At 68.1% G+C, this 22,266-nt stretch carries 15 protein-coding genes and 1 pseudogene; 9 read left to right on the forward strand and 7 right to left on the reverse strand.

Annotated features, from left to right (window positions below; all coding sequences use genetic code 11):
* The first annotated feature begins 259 nt into the window (after window positions 1-259).
* From HWX08_RS02900 to HWX08_RS02915, 4 genes are all read left to right on the forward strand, one after another.
* Window positions 260-1,102, forward strand: coding sequence for a transporter substrate-binding domain-containing protein (locus HWX08_RS02900; protein WP_174921770.1), 843 nt, complete (start codon window positions 260-262; stop codon window positions 1,100-1,102).
* Between the two features lie 125 nt (window positions 1,103-1,227).
* Window positions 1,228-2,730, forward strand: a complete 1,503-nt coding sequence (locus tag HWX08_RS02905; RefSeq protein ID WP_174921771.1) for an amino acid ABC transporter permease/ATP-binding protein — start codon at window positions 1,228-1,230, stop codon at window positions 2,728-2,730.
* Entirely contained in the window at window positions 2,727-4,100 is a 1,374-nt protein-coding gene (locus tag HWX08_RS02910) for an amidase family protein (RefSeq protein WP_174921772.1), read from the forward strand. Before HWX08_RS02905 ends, HWX08_RS02910 begins: the two co-directional genes overlap by 4 nt.
* 61 nt (window positions 4,101-4,161) lie before the next feature.
* Window positions 4,162-4,560 (forward strand): ectoine synthase, encoded by a 399-nt coding sequence (locus tag HWX08_RS02915; protein WP_174921773.1) that lies wholly within the window; start codon window positions 4,162-4,164, stop codon window positions 4,558-4,560.
* Between the two features lie 24 nt (window positions 4,561-4,584).
* Here the strand turns inward: HWX08_RS02915 and HWX08_RS02920 are convergent, their stop codons facing one another.
* The 3 genes from HWX08_RS02920 to HWX08_RS02930 all read right to left on the reverse strand — a co-directional run bounded on the left by HWX08_RS02920 (window position 4,585) and on the right by HWX08_RS02930 (window position 7,079).
* Complete coding sequence (locus HWX08_RS02920) at window positions 4,585-5,259, reverse strand: GntR family transcriptional regulator (RefSeq protein WP_174921774.1); 675 nt, start codon at window positions 5,257-5,259, stop codon at window positions 4,585-4,587.
* Window positions 5,260-5,343: 84 nt separating this feature from the next.
* Entirely contained in the window at window positions 5,344-6,204 is an 861-nt protein-coding gene (locus tag HWX08_RS02925) for an urea carboxylase-associated family protein (RefSeq protein WP_069260170.1), read from the reverse strand.
* A 332-nt stretch (window positions 6,205-6,536) separates the two neighbouring features.
* Window positions 6,537-7,079 (reverse strand): hypothetical protein, encoded by a 543-nt coding sequence (locus tag HWX08_RS02930; protein WP_174921775.1) that lies wholly within the window; start codon window positions 7,077-7,079, stop codon window positions 6,537-6,539.
* Between the two features lie 311 nt (window positions 7,080-7,390).
* Here HWX08_RS02930 and HWX08_RS02935 point away from each other — a divergent pair, with 311 nt between their 5' ends.
* Both HWX08_RS02935 and HWX08_RS02940 read left to right on the forward strand, forming a co-directional pair.
* Window positions 7,391-8,644, forward strand: a complete 1,254-nt coding sequence (locus HWX08_RS02935; protein WP_107313731.1) for a multidrug effflux MFS transporter — start codon at window positions 7,391-7,393, stop codon at window positions 8,642-8,644.
* Window positions 8,645-8,655: 11 nt separating this feature from the next.
* Window positions 8,656-8,901: pseudogene (locus HWX08_RS02940) on the forward strand (GNAT family N-acetyltransferase); the annotation flags it as partial.
* A 39-nt stretch (window positions 8,902-8,940) separates the two neighbouring features.
* Here the strand turns inward: HWX08_RS02940 and HWX08_RS02945 are convergent.
* The 4 genes from HWX08_RS02945 to HWX08_RS02960 form a co-directional block, all read right to left on the reverse strand.
* Window positions 8,941-9,630: a hypothetical protein gene (locus HWX08_RS02945; protein WP_174921776.1), complete on the reverse strand. Its 690-nt coding sequence runs from the start codon at window positions 9,628-9,630 to the stop codon at window positions 8,941-8,943.
* A gap of 177 nt (window positions 9,631-9,807) precedes the next feature.
* The gene (locus tag HWX08_RS02950) at window positions 9,808-10,095 is read right to left on the reverse strand and encodes a hypothetical protein (RefSeq protein WP_174921777.1); all 288 of its coding nucleotides are present in this window, start codon (window positions 10,093-10,095) and stop codon (window positions 9,808-9,810) included.
* 53 nt (window positions 10,096-10,148) lie between these two features.
* Window positions 10,149-12,386 carry a penicillin-binding protein 1C gene (gene pbpC / locus HWX08_RS02955; protein WP_174921778.1) on the reverse strand — a complete coding sequence of 746 codons (2,238 nt, stop codon included), beginning with the start codon at window positions 12,384-12,386 and terminating at the stop codon, window positions 10,149-10,151.
* 10 nt (window positions 12,387-12,396) lie between these two features.
* Window positions 12,397-18,450, reverse strand: coding sequence for an alpha-2-macroglobulin family protein (locus tag HWX08_RS02960; RefSeq protein ID WP_174921779.1), 6,054 nt, complete (start codon window positions 18,448-18,450; stop codon window positions 12,397-12,399).
* Between the two features lie 303 nt (window positions 18,451-18,753).
* On the opposite strand from HWX08_RS02960, the gene HWX08_RS02965 reads away from it, so the two are divergent.
* From HWX08_RS02965 to HWX08_RS02975, 3 genes are read left to right on the forward strand one after another with little or no spacing between them, the layout of a single operon-like run.
* Window positions 18,754-19,260, forward strand: a complete 507-nt coding sequence (locus tag HWX08_RS02965; protein ID WP_069260164.1) for a sugar dehydrogenase complex small subunit — start codon at window positions 18,754-18,756, stop codon at window positions 19,258-19,260.
* Window positions 19,260-20,879 (forward strand): GMC family oxidoreductase, encoded by a 1,620-nt coding sequence (locus tag HWX08_RS02970; RefSeq protein ID WP_069260163.1) that lies wholly within the window; start codon window positions 19,260-19,262, stop codon window positions 20,877-20,879. Before HWX08_RS02965 ends, HWX08_RS02970 begins: the two co-directional genes overlap by 1 nt.
* 2 nt (window positions 20,880-20,881) lie before the next feature.
* Complete coding sequence (locus tag HWX08_RS02975) at window positions 20,882-22,159, forward strand: cytochrome c (RefSeq protein WP_069260162.1); 1,278 nt, start codon at window positions 20,882-20,884, stop codon at window positions 22,157-22,159.
* The last annotated feature ends 107 nt before the right edge of the window (window positions 22,160-22,266 follow it).

Here is a 22,266-nt window from a genome sequence, read left to right on the forward strand (position 1 = left end):
CGTTTCCCCGTCTCCTTTTTCCATTTTCCCCGCACCTGTGCTCCGTGCCGACAGGCCGCGTTTGCGCACGCGTGCGGTTTCTGTCCGGTCGCATCGGTTATCGCGTATACCCGGATTCAGATTTCAATTTGAACTGGTCAGAATCGGCCGAAATTGTTCAACAATTTTCGGTGAAAAATCCCGGGAAGCCCCATGCGGCGGCGTCCGGGAGGCGTTGCGGCATTTCAGCGCGGGAGCCGAACAACCCAGGAGTGTTGCCATGTCCGCTCATTTTCCGCTTCGCCATTTCCTTCGCGGCGCGCTCGTGCCGCTGGCCCTCGCGTGCTCGTTCGCGGCGGCGGCTCCGCTGCAGACCGTGCGGCCCGGCACGTTGCTGGTGGGCTCCGATCTCACCTATCCGCCTTATGCGTATCTGGAGGCCGGCAAGCCGGCCGGCTTCGACGCCGAGTTCTCGCGGATGCTGGCGCGCCACCTGAATCTCGAACCGGTGTTTCTCGACACGCGGTTCCCGGACCTGATCCTCGGGATGAAGGCGCGCCGCTTCGACATCGTGGCGTCCGCGCTGTACGTGACGCCCGACCGCGTGAAGCAGGTCGATTTCGTCCCGTATCTGAAGACGGGCGCATCGCTGCTGGTCGCGAAGGGCAGCACGTTCGTGCCCAGGACGCCGCAGGACCTGTGCGGCAAGCGGGTCGGCTCGATCAAGGGCGCATCGTGGACGCCGAAGCTGCGTGCGCTGTCGCAGGATGCGTGCAAGACGACCGGACGCGGCGAGATCGCCGTTCTCGAGTTCCCGACGTCGCCTGAAGCGACGTCCGCGCTGATGTCGAAGGCGGTCGACGTCCAGATCGAGGACGCAGCCGTGGCTCAGGGGATCCCGAAGCAGACGAGCGGGCGCGTCGAGATCGGCTCGACGACGCTGCTGTATCCGATCGTGATCGGCCTCGGGGTGACGAAGGGCGACAGCGGCCTGCTGGGTGCGCTGGAGGGCGCGCTGAGCGACGCAAGGCGCAGCGGCGAGTACGGCAGCCTCGTGAAGAAATACGGGCTGCAGGAGCCGACGGCCGCCGACGTCGCCGCTGCACTCGGTACCGCGAAGTAGGCGCACCGCGGGGCCCGAAGTACGCATGACCCGATCATCGCGTGCCGAGCCGGCGCGCATACCCGCACCGGCGTGCACGCTGCGCGCCGGGCGGGGCATCACCCTGCGGGGTCGAGGAGTTTTCGATGCAGTTCGATTGGCACTATGCGTTTCAGTTGTTGGGGGACAAGGATTTCTGGCGCGCCTGCGTCGTGGTCGTCGAACTCAGCGTCGCGGCGTGGGTGCTCGGGGTGCTGCTCGGCTTTCCGCTGGCGCTCGCGCGGCAATCGCACACGCCGCTGTTGAAGCGGGCGGCGGCCGTCTACATCTGGTTTTTCCGCAGCCTGCCGCTGCTCGTGCTGCTGGTCTTCATCTACAACTTGCCGCAGGTCTTTCCGGCGACCAGCGCGGTCCTGTCCGATCCGTTCACGGCCGGCTTGATCGCGATGGTGCTGAGCGAGACCGCGTATTTCGCGGAGATCCACCGCGGCGGGATCCTGTCGGTGCCGCGCGGGCAGCTCGAAGCGGGGCGTGCGCTCGGCATCCGATTTACCGGCATCCAGCGGATGATCGTGATGCCGCAGGCGATCCGGATCGCGTTACCGGCGCTCGCGAACGAGTTCATCACGATCGTGAAGCTGACGTCGCTGGTGTCGGTGATCTCGCTCGCCGAGATCCTGCTCGTCGGGCAGCGGCTGTACACGCAGAATTTCCTCGTGTTCGAAACGATGCTGGCCGTCGCGTTCTACTACGTGTTGATCGTCACGGTGTTCAGCCGGCTGCTCGGCTATCTCGAGCGGCACCTCGACGTCAGCCGCCGCGCACCCGCGCCGGCCGGCCATACGCACGTCGAACTGCCGCTGTCGGCGCCGGCCGTCGCGCCGAGGCCGCGCGCGAACGCCGAATTCGCGCTGCGCATGAAGGGCGTGCAGCAGCGCTACGGGCGACACGAGGTGCTGAAGGACATCCATCTCGACGTCGTGCCGGGGCAGGTGGTGTCGATCATCGGCCCGTCGGGCTCGGGCAAGACGTCGCTGATTCGCACGGTCAACGGACTTGCGCCGGTGAACGCGGGCGAGATCGACCTGTACGGCGAGCCGTTCATCCGGGCGCCGGGTTCGCGTCCGCCGCGTATGTCGCACGAGCGCATTCTCGATATCGGCATGGTGTTCCAGAGCTTCAACCTGTTTCCGCATCGCACCGCGTTGCAGAACGTGATGATGGCGCCTTGCTATCACCGCCAGGGCGACGACGCGGCGATTCGGTTGCAGGCGCTGTCGCTGTTGTCGAAGGTCGGGATGCTGGAGCATGCGAACAAGTACCCGCATCAGCTGTCGGGCGGCCAGCAGCAGCGCGTCGCCATTGCACGCGCGCTCGCGACGCGGCCGTCGATCATGCTGTTCGACGAACCGACGTCGGCGCTGGATCCCGAACTCGTCGGCGAAGTGCTGAAGGTCGTCGAAACGCTCGCGAAGGAGGGGATGACGATGATCATCGTCACGCACGAGATGAACTTCGCGTTCAAGGTATCCGATCGCATCGTATTCATGGAAAACGGCCGGATTCTTTACGACGTGCCGCCTGAACGGATTCGCGGCAGCGCGGACGAGCGCGTGCAGGACTTCCTGAAGCACGTTCACTTCGCATGACGAATGATCCGGGAAAAGCGGAATTGAATGCGGCGGAGTTTCAGCACGGCCCTGCGGTCGAACGCGCATGCGTCGACCGGCTGCGCGCCTGTCTTGCGCAGGCCGACGCGTATCGCGACGACATCGAAACGGCATGGCTCGCGCGCCGCGACGCCGCAGCGATGGCCGATGCACATGCGTGCGATGCATCGCGGCGCGCCGGTGCGGCCGGCTTGCCGCTGGCCGGTGTCGTGCTGACGGTGAAGGCCTGCTTCGATTGCGCGGGCTGGATCACGCATGCCGGTTCGCGCGTGCTCGCCGACGCGCCGCCGGCCGCGGTCGACGCGACGGCGGTGTCGGCATTGCGTCGTGCCGGCGCGGTGCTGGTCGCGCAGACGGCGATGACCGAGTTCGCGTACGGTGCGCTCGGCGTGAACCGTGCTTACGGGACGCCGACGACACCGCTCGATGCGCGGCGCGAGCGCGTTGCCGGCGGATCGAGTTCGGGCGCGGCCGTGTCGGTCGCGCTCGGTGCGGCCGATCTGTCGCTGGGTTCCGATACGAGCGGGTCCGCACGCATACCGGCGGCATTCTGCGGCGTGACCGGATTCAAGCCGTCGCGCGGACGTTATCCGGACGGCGGCATGCAGTTTCTGTCGACGCGCTTCGATGTGCCGGGCCTGCTGGCCGCGACGGTCGACCTGTGCCGTCGTGCGGACGCGGTGCTGTGCGGTCGTGACGAACGGCGGCCGTCGCGCACGCCGGTGCGGGTTCGCGATCTGGATTTCGTCGTGCCCGAGCCGTTCGCGACCGACGATCTCGATCCCGTCGTTGCGCGCGCATTCGACGCGTGGCTGTCGCGGCTTGCCGCACACGGCGCGCGGATTCGTCGCCAGCGGCTCGACTGTGTGGCCGAGGCCGGCGCCGTCGCCCGTGCGGGCGGCATCATCGCGGCCGAAGCGTTCATGCTGCACCGTGCGCGGCTCGCGACGGCAGCGAACCGCTACGATCCGCTGGTCGGACCGCGCATTGCCGCGGGCGAGCAGGTGCGCGCACACGATTATGCGGCCGCGCTGCTGCGTCTCGCCGCAATGGCCGACACCTACGATGCCGAACTCGGCGATGCGGATGCGGTGCTGACGCCAACGGTGCCGATGCTGCCGCCGCGCATGACCGATCTTGCCGACGAAACCGCGTACCTCGAACAGAACGGGCGTGCGTTCCGGTTGACCGAATTCGCGAACCGGCTCGACCTGCCGAGCATCAGCCTGCCCGGCGACCTGCACGATCGACGGCCCGTCGGCCTGCTGATCACCGGGCGCCGCGGCAGGGACGCGCGGCTGCTCGATATCGCCGCGGCGGTCGAGCGTGCGCTTGCCGATTCCGCATGACCTGCTTTCCGGCGGCAAGGCCTGCCTTGTCATTTTCCATCAATACTATTAAGGAAAACTCATGATTGTCGTAAGATCGGACGATATCGCCAATACCGAACGCCACGCATGCGGTCCGGGCTGGGACAGCAAGCGCATGATCGTCAAACAGGACGGCGTCGGCTACTCGGTCCACGAGACACGGGTTCACGAAGGCGCGGAACTGCATCTGCACTACAAGAACCATTTCGAAACCAACTACTGCGTGGCGGGGGAAGGGGAAGTCGTCGATACGGCGACGGGCGACGTGCACCGGATCACGCCCGGAACGATCTACGCGCTGAATCTGAACGATCCGCATATCCTGCGCGCGACGCGCGGCGATCTGCATCTCGTGTGCGTGTTCAACCCGCCGCTGACCGGCCTCGAAACGCACCGGGAAGACGGCAGTTACGCGTTGCCGGCGGACGGGCACGCGTGACGGCGCGCACCGGCCGCGCGATGCTCACGCGGCCTCGCGCTGGCTGCGCTTGATCGCTTCGACGAGCATCCGCTCAGAATCGTCGAGATAGCGGGCCAGCGTCGTGACGGCCTCGCTGCGACGGTTCTGCGTGAGCAGGTCGTAGATCTGGTATTCGCGCTGGATCCAGTCGGGTGTCTGTACGCGCCGCTCGTCGGGGTCGGCAGCAAAGACGAGGCGCAGCTGCGCCGAGATGGTGCGGAAGAACTCGTCGAGCAGCGCCGATTTCTGCAGCGCGACGATATGCTGATGAAACCGCAGGCTGTGCGTGCCCACGGCCTGCCAGTTCTGCTTGTCGAGTTCGCGCTCGGCCGCCCGGATGGCGACCTGCATTTTCTCGAGCAGCGCCGGCTGCGCGAGTTCGGCGGTGTTCAGCGCATGCAGTTCGAGCGTGCGGCGCGCGACGTAGAGATCGCGCACGTCCTGGCGGTTGAGCGTGCGGACGACGACGCCCTTGTGCCGCACGAACGTGACGAGCCCTTCGCGGCCGAGCTGGTGCAGCACTTCGCGCAGCGAATTGCGCGACGTGTCGTATTCGGCGGCAAGGTCCATTTCGATCAGCGCGGTGCCGGGCGGCAACTTGCCGCTGATGATGTGCTCGCGCAGTTGATGGCTGATTCGGTCAGCGACCGACTGTCCTCTCGCTTTTTCGCTTGCCATGCCGTTCGTTCGCTCCTCTCCTGATCGTGCGCCGCCGGCGTGGCGGCCGGCGGTGTTTCGCCATTCTACGGGCTGCGGCGCGCGTTACGCCGTCTTGTCGCGCTGCCAGTCGGCCTGCGGCGGCTGCATCCCGTGCTGGCCGCGATACGGCGCGACCGACGGCTGCGACCAGCCTTCGAGCAGGCTCGGGGCGAGCCGGTAGACCTCGACGCCGAGCGGCCGGCACACGTCGATCGGGTCGCGCGCGTCGGGGCCCCACATCGGCACCGACAGGTCGCCGCCGGGGCAGGTGGACATCGCGCACAGCAGGTCGATTTCCGCGAAGAATTCGAGGTAGTCGCCCGGCTTCGCGGGGCACGCCTTCATGAAGTATTTGTCGTCGCTGTTCAGGCCCGTGCACTGGAACACGTTGAGCACGTCGTGCACGTCGAATTCGGTCAGCCCGTACGGCGCGACGGCGCGCACGAGGTTCGAGTGGCAGTGGAAATGAAAATCCTCGCCGGTCAGCAGCTTGTTCACGTACGGGTCGCAGCGTGTGCCGAGCAGGTCGTGGACGCGGCCGCCGTCGCCGTCGACGCCATAGCCGGCAAGCGTGTCGTCGGTGATCGTCGCCATCGGGCGCAGATACGGCAGTGTCGACCAGAGCCGGTCGAACGTGCTCACGTGCGCGGCCTGCAATTGCCGGGTGCGCGACGCCCACATGCGTTCGCGCGGATTGTGCAGGTTCCACATGTTGAAGTCGGCCACCTGCGGCCCCTCCAGCGTGACGATGCGGAACACGTGGCCGGCCGGGACCGTCCATGCGAAGCCGCTGCGGATCGGCACGATATGCGACTCGATGCGTTCGCGCGCGTCCTGGCGTTGGGCGATCGCGGAATAGAAGGCAGTGTCGACGTTCAGGACGGAGCCCTTGGTGACCTGGTAGGCAGCGGGATAGTTCGACATGACGCGGTACTCTCGGGGAAGTGGGCAGGTGCGACGATCCGGCTGAAATCCTTTGTGTTGGCCGGTCAGGCGTCAATTCCGATGCATGATTGTTCAACAATTTATCGACGCTTCGGGGAGTATAGAGGGAAGGCGGGGAGGTGTGTCAATGGGTGGAAAGTACGGAGGCGCCGGCGTTTCGATCCGCGTTGGGGCGGGCCGCGCGCGCTCGTTCGCCGGGACGGGAAACGCTCGAGCCGCGCGCGACCGGCAATAAAAAACCGCCGGCATGTGCCGGCGGTTTCGGTATCGGATCCAGTCGCTCGCTCGTTCGCGCGCGACGCAGCGTTGTGTCAGGTCTTGATTTCAGGTCCGCGCGCGGCCGGCCGGGCCGGCGCCTCCGGTGCGGGCGCAGGCGCCACCGACCGCGCGGACGGCTGCGCCGGCACGATGACGAGCACCGGCTCGGGCATTGCCCACGGCGCCATCGCGAACCCGACCGGTTGCGGCATCGGCATCGCCAGTGCGTTGGCGAGCGCGACGTGCTGGAGCGCCATCATCTGCTGCTGCATGGCGACCATCTGCGCCTGGGCCGCCTGCATCTGATACTGCGCGGCCTGTATCTGCCGCAGCGCGGCGGCCGGCGGCATGCCGCCCGACGACGACGTCTGCATCTCGAAGCGCGCGCCGCCTTGCGGGCTCTGCCAGCGCCACGTGCTGACCTTCATCGGGCCGACGGCCGTCTGGACCACGCGTGTTTCGGCTTTCACGGGCACGGCCTGCCCGTCGACGTTGACGAATATCGGCTGGGCGACGGCGGCGCCGGTCTGCCCGGCCAGCGCGAACACGGGCGCGAGTGCCAGTGTGCCCGCCGCCATGAACGAACGGAATCGCATCTTCATATCTCCATCAAACAAGACTGATCGAAGCAATAATGAACGAATCGTGCGGCTCGCGGAGAGAGCCATCGGCGACTATGCGGGGGCCGGCTTAAACCAGAATTAAAGCGGCGCGAGGCCGCCGTTGTCGTGCCGACAGTGGATTGCCGGCCATCCCGCAATCGGCATTCAACCTCGTCCCTGCCAGGGGAATCCGGCCGCGCGATGCGACAACAGGCACAATACGGGATTCGCCACGGCGCACCCGTGTTCGCCTTTCGAACACCGTGCGACCGCGCCGCTGCTGTCCGAGATCCTTCCCAGTCTTCATGAATGCCACGCCCACTGCCGCGCGCGAATCGAATTCGCCGCGTTTCCTGCTTTTCCTGATCTGCCTGTTCGCGTCCGCCGGCCAGCTCGCGATCGACATCTACGTGCCCGCGCTGCCCGATATGGCGCATTCGTTCGCGACCACGCCGCAGGCGATCCAGTCGAGCGTGTCGGGCTACATGGCGGCCTATGCGCTCGGCCAGCTCATCTTCGGGCCCGTCGCCGACGCGTACGGCCGCAAGCGCGTGCTCGCGTTCGGGCTCGTGATCTACACGATCGGCTGCCTGCTGTCGCTCGGTGCGCAGAACCTGGAGACGTTCGTGCTGGCGCGCTGCCTGCAGGGCTTCGGGATCGCGACCACCAACCTGCTGGCGAAGGCGATCATCACCGATTCGTTCTCCGGCCAGGCGCTGATGCATGCGTTCACGTACATGTCGATCGCGTGGGGGCTCGCCCCGATCGTCGCGCCGGTGATCGGCGCGCACCTGCAGGAATGGTTCGGCTGGCGCGCGTGCCTCGTGTTCCTGCTGGTGTACTCGCTCGTGATGTGGGCGCTGCTGTGGCACTACCGCGAAACGCTGCCGAAACCGGTGCATCTCGAGCCGCGCACGCTGATGGCGAATGCGGGCAAGGTGCTGGCGAGTCCGGTGTTCCAGAGCTGCTTCCTCGCCCAGGGGCTGTGCTACAGCATCCTGCTCGTGTTCAACATCGTCGGGCCGTTCATGGTGCAGACCACGCTGCACAAGCCGCCGACCTTCTTCGGCTATCTCGCGCTCGGCATCGGGCTGATGTATTTCCTCGGCGGCCTGTCGAACCGGATTCACGGGCCCGGGCTGCCGAGCGCCGAGCAACGGCTGCGCATCGGCGCACGCGTGATGGCGGGGGCGTCGGTCGCGATGCTGGTGCTCGCGCTGACCGTCGGGCTGCGTGTGTGGACGCTCGCGACGCCGGTGCTCGTGATGGGTTTCTGCGCGGGCGCGATGTACCCGACGCTGATGGCCAAGGGTAATTCGCTGTTCCCGCATATCGCCGGCCTGACGAGCGCGATCCTCGGTTGCGCGCTGCTGCTCGTGTCGTCCGCGATGATGGGGCTGGCCGGGTTCGTGTCGATCCATGTGCTGACGCCGCTCGCGGTGTTTTTCGTCGCGCTGTCGTGCATCGTCGTGTGGATGGTCACCAAGCTGCTGCGCTACCTGTCGCAGCAGCAGGCCCCGGCTGCGCCCGTCGCGTGCGGGAGCGGGGAGGCGGCGTAAGTGCCCGCCTGTTCCGCCGTTCCGGGCTGATGACCGACGCGATGCGCGCGGCGATCGGCGTGGCGTTCGACGAACTCGGGCTGCATCGGGTCGAGGCGAACATCCAGCCCGGCAACCACGCGTCGATCGCGCTGGTTCGGCGGCTCGGCTTCACGAAAGAGGGTTTTTCGCCGCGCTATCTGCGCATCGGCGGCGAGTGGCGCGACCACGAACGGTGGGCGCTGCTGGCCGACGGCGAGCCCGACACGCGTCCCTGACACCCGCTACCGGGCGATCGTCTTCCCGCCGCCGGCCGCTTACAGCGGATGCGCGGCGCCCGCCTGCGTCAGCAGCGAAACGGCCGCCGGGTCCGGCATCCCGTTCGAATCGATCGCACCGGCTTGCGCGAGCGCGACGAGATCGCTGTCGACGCCCGGTTGCCCGACCGTGAACGACGTGGTCAGGAAGGCCGGCGCCGCGAGCGCGACCGAATAGCGCTGCTGCAGGTTCGTCACCACCGCCGATTGCGCGGCCTGCACGGTGTTCGGGCTGTTCAGCGCCTGCTGATAGCGCGAATTGCCCTGGAAATTGCCGATCAGGGTGGCCGTGTTCGTACCGAGCTGCGCGGCGAGGTAGGTCAGCATCAGCTCGGTCTCGGGCGTCGTATTGAAGGTGCCGCCCGCGTACGCGAGCGAATGCAGGCTCGTGCCGCCCGTCGCGACGGTGATCACGCACGGCAGCACCGCATTGACCGTCACGCGGTAGTTGCCGCCGCCGTCCGTCAGCGTGGTTGCCGAGCCCGTCGCGCAACTGACCGTCACCTGCGCGCTCGCGAGCGCGTTGCCCGTGGCGGCCGTGCCCGACAGTGCGACGGTCTGCGTGTTGTCGTTGAAGCAGACATCCACGCCGAAGCAGGCATCGCCGTTGCACGCCTGAAGCGTCGCGAGGGCGGCGATGCAAAGCGTGCGCAGCGCGGGGCGGATGAAACGCCTGGTGTGAACGTTCATGGTCGCTGGCCTTGAGGAGAGTGGGCAACCGGTCGGCGCCGATGGTCCGGCGCCGTTCATATTCTAGGTCCCGGATCGGGGCGCTGCTTGCCTGTCTGGCTCGTCAGGCCCGCTGCGGCCGGGAGCGACCTGCCGTCGAGCGTGTCGTGCGCAGTCCTGCTTGGGCGGTGACGCGCGTCAGTTGCGCGGCGGGCGAGCCGGCGCCATCACGTAGGCGAGCAACAGGCTCAGCACGATGCTGAGCGCGAGTGCGTGCCAATGGCCGGTAAGCAACTGCTGATAGTGCTCGCCCATATCCGGCGTGATCCACCGGCACGTCATGGGATGCATCCGGGCCTGGTGACACTCGAGAATGCCGCCATGCCGATAGGCATCCCACAGCGCATCGCCTGAATACAGCCCCAGGAAGAGCGGGACGATCTGTACGCCGTACCGGAGCAGCTTCCCCTCGGTTTCGGTTGTCATGCTTGTCGACTCCGGAATCGGCCTGCGTTGGGTTGTCGTCCGGGGCCGAATGCTCAGGGCTTGCGCGCGGCCGCCTTCGCGAACGCGCCGCGCACCTCGAAGCCGATCGCATCGGCCACGTTGCCGCGCGCGTCGACGAGTTCGAGCCGGTGCCGGCCCGGCCACGGCATCCACGCGACGCGATCGGCATGCCCGATCACCTTGTCGTCGAGCCGCCACGCGAACTTCGCGGCGCGCCCGGCCGACCGTTCGAACCAGATCCGCTGGTTCTTCGGCGGAATGTCCGGATCGATCGCGAAGATCGTGCCGTCGGTCGGCGCGCCGATCGTCAGCGGCGCGCGCGCGCCGTTCCTGTCGGGCGTGACGGAGGCGGCGAGCCGGATCGTGTCGACCGCCGTTCCCGCGACGAACCACTCGTTGCGGGACGGCTCGATATCGCGTTCGAACGCGATGCGGCGCGTCTCGACGCCGGCCGGCGCGCGCGGCGCGCGGCTCGGCTGGTCGCGGTGCAGGTAGCCGACGACGGCCGACCACACCGGCGACGCTCCCGTGACGCCCGACACGTCCCACATCGGCGAGCCGTCCGCATTGCCGACCCATACGCCGACCGTATAGCGAGACGTGAAGCCGACGGTCCAGTTGTCGCGCATGTCCTTGCTCGTGCCGGTCTTGACCGCCGAGAAGAAGCGCGTCGCGAGCGGATTGTCGAAGCCGAACGTGCGCACGCGCGCGTTGTTGTCGGAGAGGATGTCGGTGACGACGAAGCTGGCCGCCTGGCTGAACACGCGCGTGCCGGTTTCGTCGCGGGCGGGCGACGGTGTCGACGCGCCGGACGCCGGCGCGGGCCGGTCGACGACCTGGCGGGCGACGCCGCCGTTCGCGAGCGCGCGGTACGCGTTGGTCAGCGACAGCAGCGTGACGTCCGCGCTGCCGAGCGCGAGGCTGAAGCCGTAGTAGTCGCCTTCCTGCGCGAGCGGCAGGCCGAGCGCGGTCAGCGTGCGCGCGAAGCGGTGCGGCGTGACGAGCACGAGCGTGCGCACGGCCGGCACGTTCAGCGAGCCGCCGAGCGCGCTGCGCACGCTCACCCAGCCCTTGAAATCCTTGTCGTAGTTCTGCGGAATGTACAGGCCGCCGCCGGCGGCGAGGCTGATCGGCGCATCGTCGAGCAGCGACGCGGCCGTCAGCCGTTTCTCGTCGATCGCCTGCGCATACAGGAACGGCTTGAGCGTCGAGCCGGCCTGGCGCGGCGCCAGCACGGCATCGACGTCGCGCGCGCTCGACAGCGCGCCGGACGATCCGACCCACGCACGGATCTCGCCGGTCGCGTTGTCGAGCACGACGACCGCGCCGTCCTGCACGTTGCGCCGGTGCGCGGGCGCGTTGAGTTCGGTCAGCGCGCGCACCAGCGTGTCGCGTGCGAAGCGCTGCAGCGGCGCGTCGAGCGTCGTGCGCACCTGCGCGCCGGCCGCCGGCCTGATCTCGGCGGCAATGCGCCGCGCGAAGTGCGGGGCGAGCGCGGCGCCGTCGTCACGCACCGCATTGGCCGGACGCGCGATGACCAGTTGCACGTAGCCGTCGAGCGACGCGCAGGCCTGCCCGGCATGCATGTCGCGCAGGATCCGGCACGCGCGTTCGGCGACTTTCGCGGGCGCGGCGTTGGGCGCGCGCACGAGCGCGGCCGCGATCGCGGCTTCGCGCGCGTCGAGGCCCGACGGCGCCTTGCCGAACAGCACCTGCGACAGCGCGGCGAGGCCGATCGTCTCGCCGCGGAACGGCACGAGGTTCAGGTACGCCTCGAGCACCTGGTCCTTGCGCCAGCCGCGTTCGAGCAGCAGCGCATTGACCGCCTGCGACGCCTTCTGCGGCAGCGAGCGCTGGCCCGAGCGGCGCGGCGAATCGCTGAGCAGCCCGGCGAGCTGCATCGTGACGGTCGACGCGCCGCGCGTGCGTTCGTTCCACAGGTTGCCCCATGCGGCGCCGGCGATGCCGCGCCAGTCGACGCCGCTGTGTTCGTAGAAACGCTTGTCTTCGGACACGACGATCGCCTCGCGAAACGCGGGCGAGACATCCGCGAGCGACACCCAGTCGCCGCGCCGCTCGGTGAGGTCGACGCGCGTGCGCTGCAGCGGCGTGCCATCGCGCGCGAGCAGCACCCAGTCGGAGCTGCGCCAGTTGCGGCGCACTTCGTCGTAGCCCGGCAGCGCGTGCGCAACGAGCGGCGCGGCCAGCACGATTGCGACGCATACGCGGCCGGCGAAACGCACCGGCCGAGGCAAACCCTGATCGCTCATCGCGTCCCCGTCACTTGCTCGCGTCGGCCGGTTTCACGGTCATCGGCGGGTTCGGCCACAGGCCGTACACCGACGGCGCATACAGCGCCTCGACGCGCGTCGGCGGCAGCCCGAACGTGCCGACGTTGTTCAGCCGCACCGTGTATTCGACCGAGAATTTGCCCTTCGGCAGATAGTCGTAGTACGCGCGGTAGCCGTCGAAGTCGCGCTCGATGAACGCCGGCCATGCGCCGTCCGGCGTTTTCTCGCCCTGCGTCGCGGCTTCGGAGTCGCGGCCGAGGCCCGAGCCGAGGATCGTCGAGCCGGCCGGAACCGGATCGTTGACGACGACCCACGTCATGTCGCTCTGCGCATCGATGTCGAGATGCACGCGCACGACGTCGCCGCGCGTCAGCACGCCCTGGACGGCGGGCGACACCGGCGTGACGGTCTTCGTGATCCGGTAGCCGGCCGCGAACGGCGCACGCAGCGGCACGGCCGCGAGGCTTTCGATCGTCGCCCACGGGCGGCCCGTGCCGTCCTGCGTGACCGACAACGTGGCGGGCGCCTGCGACGCGCGCGGCCACGGCAGCATCACGCTGCGGGCCGCGGCGGCGCGGGTGGCCGGGGTGGCCGACGCCGGCGTGTCGACGGATGCGGGTGCCGGCGCCGCCGCCTGCGACCACGAGATCGTGCGCTCGTCGCCGCCGAGCGCGACCTTCGTCGCGCCGGCCACCGGCGTGCTCTCGTAAGTGCGCGAGAAGCGCTCGACCGCGAGCAGGCCGAGTGCGTTCGACGTCGTGGTCTGCCATGCGCCCTGGCGTTGCAGCGCGAGCAGGCCGGCCGTCACGCGCGGCATCTCGTCCTTCCACGCCGGGTCGCCCGCGAATTCCAGCGCGAGGCGTGCCGCATTGGTCTCGTTGCTGGTCATCAGCCACCACAGGTCGTCGTCGCGCGCGGTCGAGAACACGAGTTGCGTGCCCTGGTACGTCAAGCGCGCCCGCAGGATCTGTTCGACCTGCGCGCGTTTCTCGTCGCGCTGCGGGATGTCCTTCACGCGCGTCAGGATCGCGTGATAGTCGATCACCGCCGACGTCGGCCACTGGTTCGGCGCGATCTCGATCGAACCGAGCATGCGGCCCTGCGCGGCGCCGTAGCGCGACAGCGCCTCGATCGCGGCGAGCTTGCGCAGGTCGCGATCCTGGCGCGGCGCCCACGTGTTGCGCTCGAGGCGGCCGTCGACGAAGCGCGCGAGCCCGGCTTCGAGCTGCGTACGCAGGTCTTCCGGCAGCGCGAAGCGCGGGTCGAGACGGCTCGCCTCGTCGGACACCACGAGCAGGTACGACGACAGCGTCGCGCTGCCGGCGTGCGAATCGTCGGTCGACGGCGGGAAGTAGCTCGCGAGCCCGTCGCTGTCGAGGTAGACCGGCATCCGGGCGATCAGCGCCTGCCATTGCGCGGGGTCGCGCAGGCCGATCGCGCGCGACGTCTGCTGTTCGAGGCAGCGATACGGATAGCGCTCGAACCAGCGTTTCACGCCGGGCAGGCCGTCGGCGAGCTTCGACTGCAGCGACACGGCGATGCCGCCGCGCGGCGCGCCGTGCGCGTTGTTCGCGGCGCCGGCCGGGGAGGCCACCGGCACCGTCAGCGTGCCGTCGACTTGCGCGAGGGTCGCCTGCTGGACCGTGACCGGCAGGGCCGGCACGACCTTCTGCGCGACCGCCAGCGCGTCGGACGCGCGCTTGCCGCCTTGCTCGGCCGCTTCGATGCGCCAGTTCAGCGCACCGGCCGCGTCGAGCGCCTGCTCGGGCACGGTGATCGTCCACGCGACTTCGGTCGCCGTATTGGCCGCGAGCGACACGGTCTGCGGTGCGACGTCGACGCCCGTCACGCGCGGCGTCACGACGACCTGCATCGCACGGTCGGTCGTGTTGCGCAGCGTGACCTGCGCGCGGAACGCATCGCCTTCGCGCACGAGCGGCGGCAGGCCGGAGATCAGTTGCAGATCCTGCGTGCTGCGGATCGACGTGCTGCCGGTGCCGAAGCGGTCGGGGCCGACGGCCGCGATCGCGACGATCCGGAAGCGCGTGAGCGCGTCGTTCAGCGGCACGTCGACGGTCGCGCTGCCGTTCGCATCCAGCGTCACGCGCGGATTCCACAGCAGCAGCGTGTCGAACAGCTCGCGCGTCGGCGCACTGCCGCCGCCGCCGCCGGCCGGCACGGCCTTGCGGCCGAAGTGGCGGCGGCCGACGATTTCCATCTGCGCGGTGGCCGTCTCGACGCCGTACGCGCGGCGGCGCAGCATCGCGTCGAGCAGGTCCCAGCTGTTGTTCGGCATCAGTTCGAGCAGCGCCTCGTCGACGGCCGCGACCGCGATCTGCGTGCCGGCCGGCGCGGGCTGGCCGTTCGGCAGCGTGACCTTCACATGCGCCTGCGCCTTGCTGCGCACCGTGTAGCGCGTCGCGTCGGTCGTCACGGTCACGCCGAGGCGGTGCACGCCCGTGCCGACCTTGATTTCGCCGAGGCCGTAGCGGAACGCGGGCTTCGACAGGTCGACGAACGCGGTCGGCGCTTCATAGTGACGGCCTTCGCGCCAGAACGCGCGCGCCCATTCCACCGGCGCCTTCCAGCCCCACGTGAAGAACGAGTACCACGGCACTTCGCGAATCCGGCCGCGCAGCGCGAGCACCGACACGTAGACGTTCGGCCCCCACGATTCGCCGACCTTCAGGTCGACGGTCGGGTTCGCGCCGTTCAGCTCGACGATGTGCGTTTCCATCACGCCGCCGCGTTCGACCGCCACCAGCGCGGTCGCGTAGCGGAACGGCATGCGCACCTGGAAGCGGGCCGTTTCGCCCGGTTCGTACGACGTCTTCTCCGGAATCACGTCGATCCGGTCGGTGTTGTCGCCGCCGAACCAGAGCGGGTCGTCGCGCGTGACCCACACCGACGTCGATGCATTCGACGTGCGGCCGTCGCCGTCCTTGGCGACCGCGATCAGCTGCACGTTGCCGGCCTGTTCGAGCGTCGCGTCGCAGGCCATGCGGCCCTTGTCGTCGGTCTTGCCCGAGCACAGCACGCCGAGGTCGCGCGTGTCGCTCTTGTTGTCGTACGCATAGAAGCCGCCGACCATCCGCTTGCGCGACGACGTCGTGATGCGCGCGACGCCCTTGATCTCGATCGGCACGGACGCACGCGGCTTGCCTTGGAGATCGACCGCCAGTGCCTGCACGGGCACGCGCTGGCCGACCGAGACCCAGCGGCCGGCCTTGATGCCGGCCACCACCGCGGCCGGCCACAGGATCGTGTCGCCGCGGATCGTCTGCACTTCGCCGTTCGGGTCGGCGAACGTCGCTTCGAGCGCGAGGCGCTTCGGTGCGTCGACGTCCGGCAGGCCCTTCAGCGTGACCGCGCCCGCGCCGTTGCGGTCGAGCGTCAGCGGCAGCTTGTCGGCGATCAGCTTCGTCGCGTCGGGATCGTTGTTCGACGACGCGGCGTTGTCGCCGTCCTGCGAATCGTCGTCGGCATTGCCGTCGCCCGTATCGGGGCGATACGGCGTGAAGCTGAAGTCCTCGAAGCGGTCCGCGAACGGCGGCGACGCCCACTTCATCAGCGCCGACACCTGCACGGGCAGGTTCGATGCGCCGCCGCCCGACACGTAGTCGATCTGCACCGCGAGCGGCGCTTCCTTCACGGCGACGAGCGGGCTCTTCTGCGCGTCGCGCGCGCCGATCGACCCCTTCAGCACCGGCAGGCGGAACGCCTCGACGCGGAAGCTGCCGCTGTAGTAGGACGCGGTCGGCGCGTCCTCCGGGCCGCCTTCGAGCTCGACGCTGTATTCGCCGAGCTTCGCGGCGGCCGGCAGCGCGAACTGCGTGTCCGCGCTGTGGTCGGCCGCCCACGTGAGCGGCAGCTTGTAGGTCTGGCCCGTGCCGAGATGGCGGATCGTCACGCGCGTCGGGTATTGCGACGGGAACGCGAGGCTCTGCAGCGTCTCGGCCCGGATGAAATGCTTCATCGACACGGTTTCGCCGGCGCGCAGCAGCGTGCGGTCGAAGACCGTATGCGCGCGCACGGTCTGCGCGCGGTCGGTGTCGGTCGGCACGTTGAAGCGCCACGATTCGATCCCGCGGTTCCAGCCCGAGCTGACGAACGCCATGTCCGGGCCCGTCTTCGGATCGTTCACGCGGGCCGACACGAAGTAGTCGTCGAAGCGTGGTTCCGAATCGGACGAGTTGCATGCGCGCTTCGATTCGAACGCGCCGTCGATCTTCAGCAGGCCCTGCGCGTCGGTCTTGCCGGACGCGATTTCGTCGCCGTTGCAGTCCGACACGCGGATCTGCGCGTTCGGCACGGGCTTGCCCTTGTCGAGCGTCGTGACCCACACGAGATTGTTCTCGCGGCCCTGTTTCAGATGCACGCCGAGGTTGGTGACGAGCACCGTGGTGCGCACGTACATGCTCGACGGTTTCGCGAGCAGCGAGCGGCCGAGCGCGGGCGACGCGAGTTCGAGCACGTAGAAGCCGGGCTTGTCGATCGGCACGCCGACGACTTCGAACGGGCGCAGTGCCTTCGGGTCCGCCTTCGGCAGCGTCAGCGCCTGCACGCCAGGCTGGCCCTTGAGCAGCGTCAGCGAGCGCACGTCGATGCGGCGATCCTTCGGCGCGGGCGCTTTTTCGCCGGCTTCGCGCGGTACGTAGACGGGGTGCTGGCCCCTGCGTTCGAGCAGGCCGGGAATCTGGCTGTCGATCGAACCGGCCGTCATCGACCAGTTGTCGAAGCGGTCGACCGTGCGCATCCACTGGCGAATCGCGGTGTCGTCGTCGACCTTCAGGTTCGAGAACTGCGCGCCCTGGGTGTTGAGGCCGTCGATATGCAGGTCGGCCTCGACGTTGCGCAGCGTGACGGGCACGAGCGCGGGCGTGTCGGGTTCGGCGAAGCGCTCGACGATCCCGAAGGTGCCCGACGAAAACTTCGCGAGCGGCGGCATCGGCGCGGTACGCGTCGCGAGCGGGAACAGGTCGGCATTGGACAGCGCGCGGTCGGTCACGTCGCGCAGGCCGGACGGCAATTCGATCGTGAGGCCGGCCTGCTCGGGCAGCGGCGGGTTGAACGTGACGGTCGTGACTTCCTCGCTCTTGTCGTCGGCCGCGAAGGTCGGCGACAGCGACCCGTCGGGGCCGCGCAGCTTGATCGCCTCCGCGTTTTTGCGCGAGATCGGCGCATTGAACGACAGCGTGAGCGGGCGCAGCGGCGTGCAGGGCGCCTTCGCGTTTTCGCGTTCGCACGAGAAGCTCGCGGCGAACGGTGCGCGTACGGTGAAATCGAAGCGCCGCTCCGTTTCGTTCGGGATGCCGCTCGGGCTCGTGACACCCTTGCCGTACACGAGCTGCATCTTGGCGCTCGCCGGCAGCGCCTGCGCGCACGACAGCGTCAGCACGCGCGCGGCATCCTTCTTCAGCCCGAAATGATCGAGCAGCGCGTTGCGCGCATCGTCGTCGGCGGCCGTGACGGGAATGCGGTTGCCGATGCCGGCCGCTTCGCACCAGATGTTCGCGAGCGCTGAGCGCGGCTCGGCCGGGCCGTTCAGCTTCAGCACGAACATCTGCCGTTCCTCGATCTCGCGCGAGCCGGGGCGGACGGTCACCGGGAACGGGCCGCCCGTCTGGAACGTGAAGCGGCGCGGGCCGCTCACCGCATTGCCGGCGACCGAGCGCAACGTGTCGTTGAGCGCGACCGAGCAGCGCACGCCGGGCGGCAGGTCGTTTTCGAAGTCGTAGACCCAGGTCTTGTCGTCGAGCCAGTGACCCTGGCCGCGCGCGGCCGCGGCATCGTTGCAGGTGACGCGCGCGGGATTCGGCGCGGAGGCCGAGCCGAACGCGACCATCGGTTCGTCGAACTTGACGACGCTCTGCCGGACTTCGGTGACGGTGCCCTGCGGCGACACGCTCACCGTGCGCGCCGCGCCCGCATGCAGCGACAGCGCCGTGGCGCCGGCGAGTGCGGCGATGGCGCCGATGCGCCAGAGAACCCGTGCGGTGTGGTTGGTCCGTGTCGGTTTGTTGTGCTTGTCGTGCTGCTTCATCGCTCGGTGCCCTCGGAGGGAAGCTTTCTGTTTGATTGCACCGGATTCTAACCGACCGTCATGCGTGCGCATCGCGGTGCACGGTGTGTCGTCGGGATGCGACACGGGCTTGCGTGCCGCAGATTTGTCGCGTCGACGACACAAAAATGACGAGAAAAATCGATTGTCACGGATGGCGGAACATTTAATGAACTATAAAAAGATTGTTCGATCCGGTTTGTGCGCGTACATTTCAGTTCCGCGCCAATGTTTGAGAAATATCAAGCGTGGTTTTCCCGAATCCGGTGTTCGAGAGAAGGAAACATGCACAACGACAACACTCCCCACTCGCGTCGCACGAGCGACGCAGCCGCAACCGGCATCACGCGGCGTCAATGGCTGCAGGGCGCACTGGCGCTGACGGCGGCGGGCCTCACGGGCTCGCTGGCGTTGCGGGCCCTGGCCGACGATCCCGGCACCGCGCCGCTCGATACGTTCATGACGCTCTCCGAAGCATTGACGGGCAAGAAGGGGCTGAGCCGCGTGCTCGGCCAGCGCTTCCTGCAGGCACTGCAGAAGGGCTCGTTCAAGACGGCCGACAGCCTGCCGCAACTCGCCGGCGCACTCGCGTCCGGTTCGCTGAATCCCGATCAGGAAACGCTCGCACTGGCGATTCTTGAAGCGTGGTATCTCGGCATCGTCGACAACGTCGTCATTACCTACGAAGAAGCATTAATGTTCAGCGTCGTATCCGATACGCTCGTGATCCCGTCGTATTGCCCCAACAAACCCGGCTTCTGGGCCGAAAAACCGATCGAGAGGCAAGCCTGATGGCCGATACCGATACGCAAAAGGCCGACGTCGTGGTCGTCGGGTCGGGTGTCGCGGGCGCGATCGTTGCGCACCAGCTCGCGATGGCGGGCAAGTCCGTGATCCTGCTGGAAGCCGGCCCGCGCATGCCGCGCTGGGAAATCGTCGAGCGCTTTCGCAACCAGCCCGACAAGACCGATTTCATGGCGCCGTACCCGTCGAGCGCGTGGGCGCCGCATCCGGAATACGGCCCGCCGAACGACTACCTGATCCTGAAGGGCGAGCACAAGTTCAACTCGCAGTACATCCGCGCGGTGGGCGGCACGACGTGGCACTGGGCCGCGTCGGCGTGGCGCTTCATCCCGAACGACTTCAAGATGAAGACGGTGTACGGCGTCGGCCGCGACTGGCCGATCCAGTACGACGACCTCGAGCATTACTACCAGCGCGCCGAGGAGGAACTCGGCGTGTGGGGCCCGGGCCCCGAGGAAGACCTGTACTCGCCGCGCAAAGAGCCGTACCCGATGCCGCCGCTGCCGTTGTCGTTCAACGAGCAGACGATCAAGAGCGCGCTCAACGGCTACGATCCGAAGTTCCACGTGGTGACCGAGCCCGTTGCACGCAACAGCCGCCCGTACGACGGCCGGCCGACCTGTTGCGGGAACAACAACTGCATGCCGATCTGCCCGATCGGCGCGATGTACAACGGCATCGTCCACGTCGAGAAGGCCGAGCAGGCCGGCGCGAAACTGATCGACAGCGCGGTCGTCTACAAGCTCGAGACCGGGCCGGACAAGCGCATCACCGCCGCGATCTACAAGGACAAGACGGGCGCCGACCATCGCGTCGAGGGCAAGTATTTCGTGGTCGCCGCGAACGGCATCGAGACGCCGAAGATCCTGCTGATGTCCGCGAACCGCGATTTCCCGAACGGCGTCGCGAACAGCTCCGACATGGTCGGCCGCAACCTGATGGATCATCCGGGCACCGGCGTGTCGTTCTACGCGAACGAAAAACTGTGGCCGGGCCGCGGCCCGCAGGAGATGACGTCGCTGATCGGTTTCCGCGACGGCCCGTTCCGCGCGACCGAAGCGGCGAAGAAGATCCACCTGTCGAACATGTCGCGCATCAACCAGGAGACGCAGAAGATCTTCAAGGGCGGCAAGCTGATGAAGCCCGCGGAGCTCGACGCGCAGATCCGCGACCGTTCCGCGCGCTACGTGCAGTTCGACTGCTTCCACGAGATCCTGCCGCAACCCGAGAACCGCATCGTGCCGAGCAAGACGGCCACCGACGCGATCGGCATCCCGCGCCCGGAGATCACGTATGCGATCGACGATTACGTGAAGCGCGGCGCCGTGCACACGCGCGAGGTCTACGCGACGGCCGCGAAGGTGCTGGGCGGCACGGAGGTCGTGTTCAACGACGAGTTCGCGCCGAACAACCACATCACGGGCGCGACGATCATGGGCGCGGATGCACGCGACTCGGTCGTCGACAAGGACTGCCGCACGTTCGACCATCCGAACCTGTTCATTTCGAGCAGCTCGACGATGCCGACCGTCGGTACGGTGAACGTGACGCTGACGATCGCGGCGCTCGCGCTGCGGATGTCGGACACGCTGAAGAAGGAAGTCTGACCGTGCGGAAATCTACTCTCACCTTCCTCCTCGCCGGCTGCCTCGCGCTGCCGGGCCTCGTCCAAGCGGCCGACGCGGCCGATCCGGCGCTGGTCAAGCGCGGCGAATATCTCGCGGTCGCGGGCGACTGCATGGCGTGCCACACCGCGAAGGGCGGCAAGCCGTTCGCGGGCGGCCTCGGCATGCCCGTGCCGATGCTCGGCAAGATCTACACGAGCAACATCACACCCGATCCCGACACGGGCATCGGCACCTGGTCGGCCGAGGACTTCGAGCGCGCGGTGCGCCACGGGGTGTCGAAGAACGGCGACAACCTGTATCCGGCGATGCCGTACGTGTCGTACGCGAAGATCAACGACGACGACGTGCAGGCGCTGTACGCGTACTTCATGCACGGCGTCGAGCCGGTCAAGCAGGCGCCGCCGAAGAACGAGATCCCCGCGCTGCTGAGCATGCGCTGGCCGCTGAAGATCTGGAACTGGCTGTTCCTGAAGGATGGCGCGTACGAGCCGAAGCCGGCGCAGAGCGCCGAGTGGAACCGCGGCGCGTATCTGGTGCAGGGGCTTGCTCACTGCAGCACGTGCCACACGCCGCGCGGCATCGCGATGCAGGAGAAGTCGCTTGACGAAACCGGCGGCAGCTTCCTGTCGGGCTCGGTGCTCGCGGGCTGGGACGGCTACAACATCACGTCCGACCCGAACGCGGGGATCGGCGGCTGGACGCAGCAGCAGCTCGTGCAGTACCTGCGCACCGGCAGCGTGCCGGGGCTCGCGCAGGCGGCCGGCCCGATGGCCGAGGCGATCGAGCACAGCTTCTCGAAGATGACCGAAGCCGACATCGGCGCGATCTCGACGTACATCCGGACGGTGCCGGCCGTGGCCAGCGGCGATGCGAAGCAGTCGCGCTCGTCGTGGGGCAAGCCGGCCGAGGACGGGCTGAAGCTGCGCGGCGTCGCGCTCGCGTCGTCGGGCATCGATCCGGCGCGGCTGTATCTCGGCAACTGCGCGACCTGCCACCAGATGCAAGGCAAGGGCACGCCGGACGGCTATTACCCGCCGCTGTTCCACAACTCGACGGTCGGCGCGTCGAATCCGACCAATCTCGTGCAGGTGATCCTGAACGGCGTGGAGCGCAAGGCCGGCGGCGAGGATGTCGGGATGCCCGCGTTCCGTCACGAGCTGTCGGATGCGCAGATCGCCGCGCTCGCGAACTACCTGACCGGGCAGTTCGGCAATCCGGCCGCGAAGGTGTCCGAGCAGGACGTCGCGAAGCTGCGGTGACGCGGTGCGCGACGAAGCGGCGCGATAACTGACGAGAGGAGGAGCACAGCACATCGGGTCGTTGCCCGATGCCGGTTGTTGCAGAGCGGGGCGGGCGGCGCGGGTGG

The organism is Burkholderia metallica (genome assembly GCF_902832845.1).
GTDB lineage: Bacteria > Pseudomonadota > Gammaproteobacteria > Burkholderiales > Burkholderiaceae > Burkholderia > Burkholderia metallica.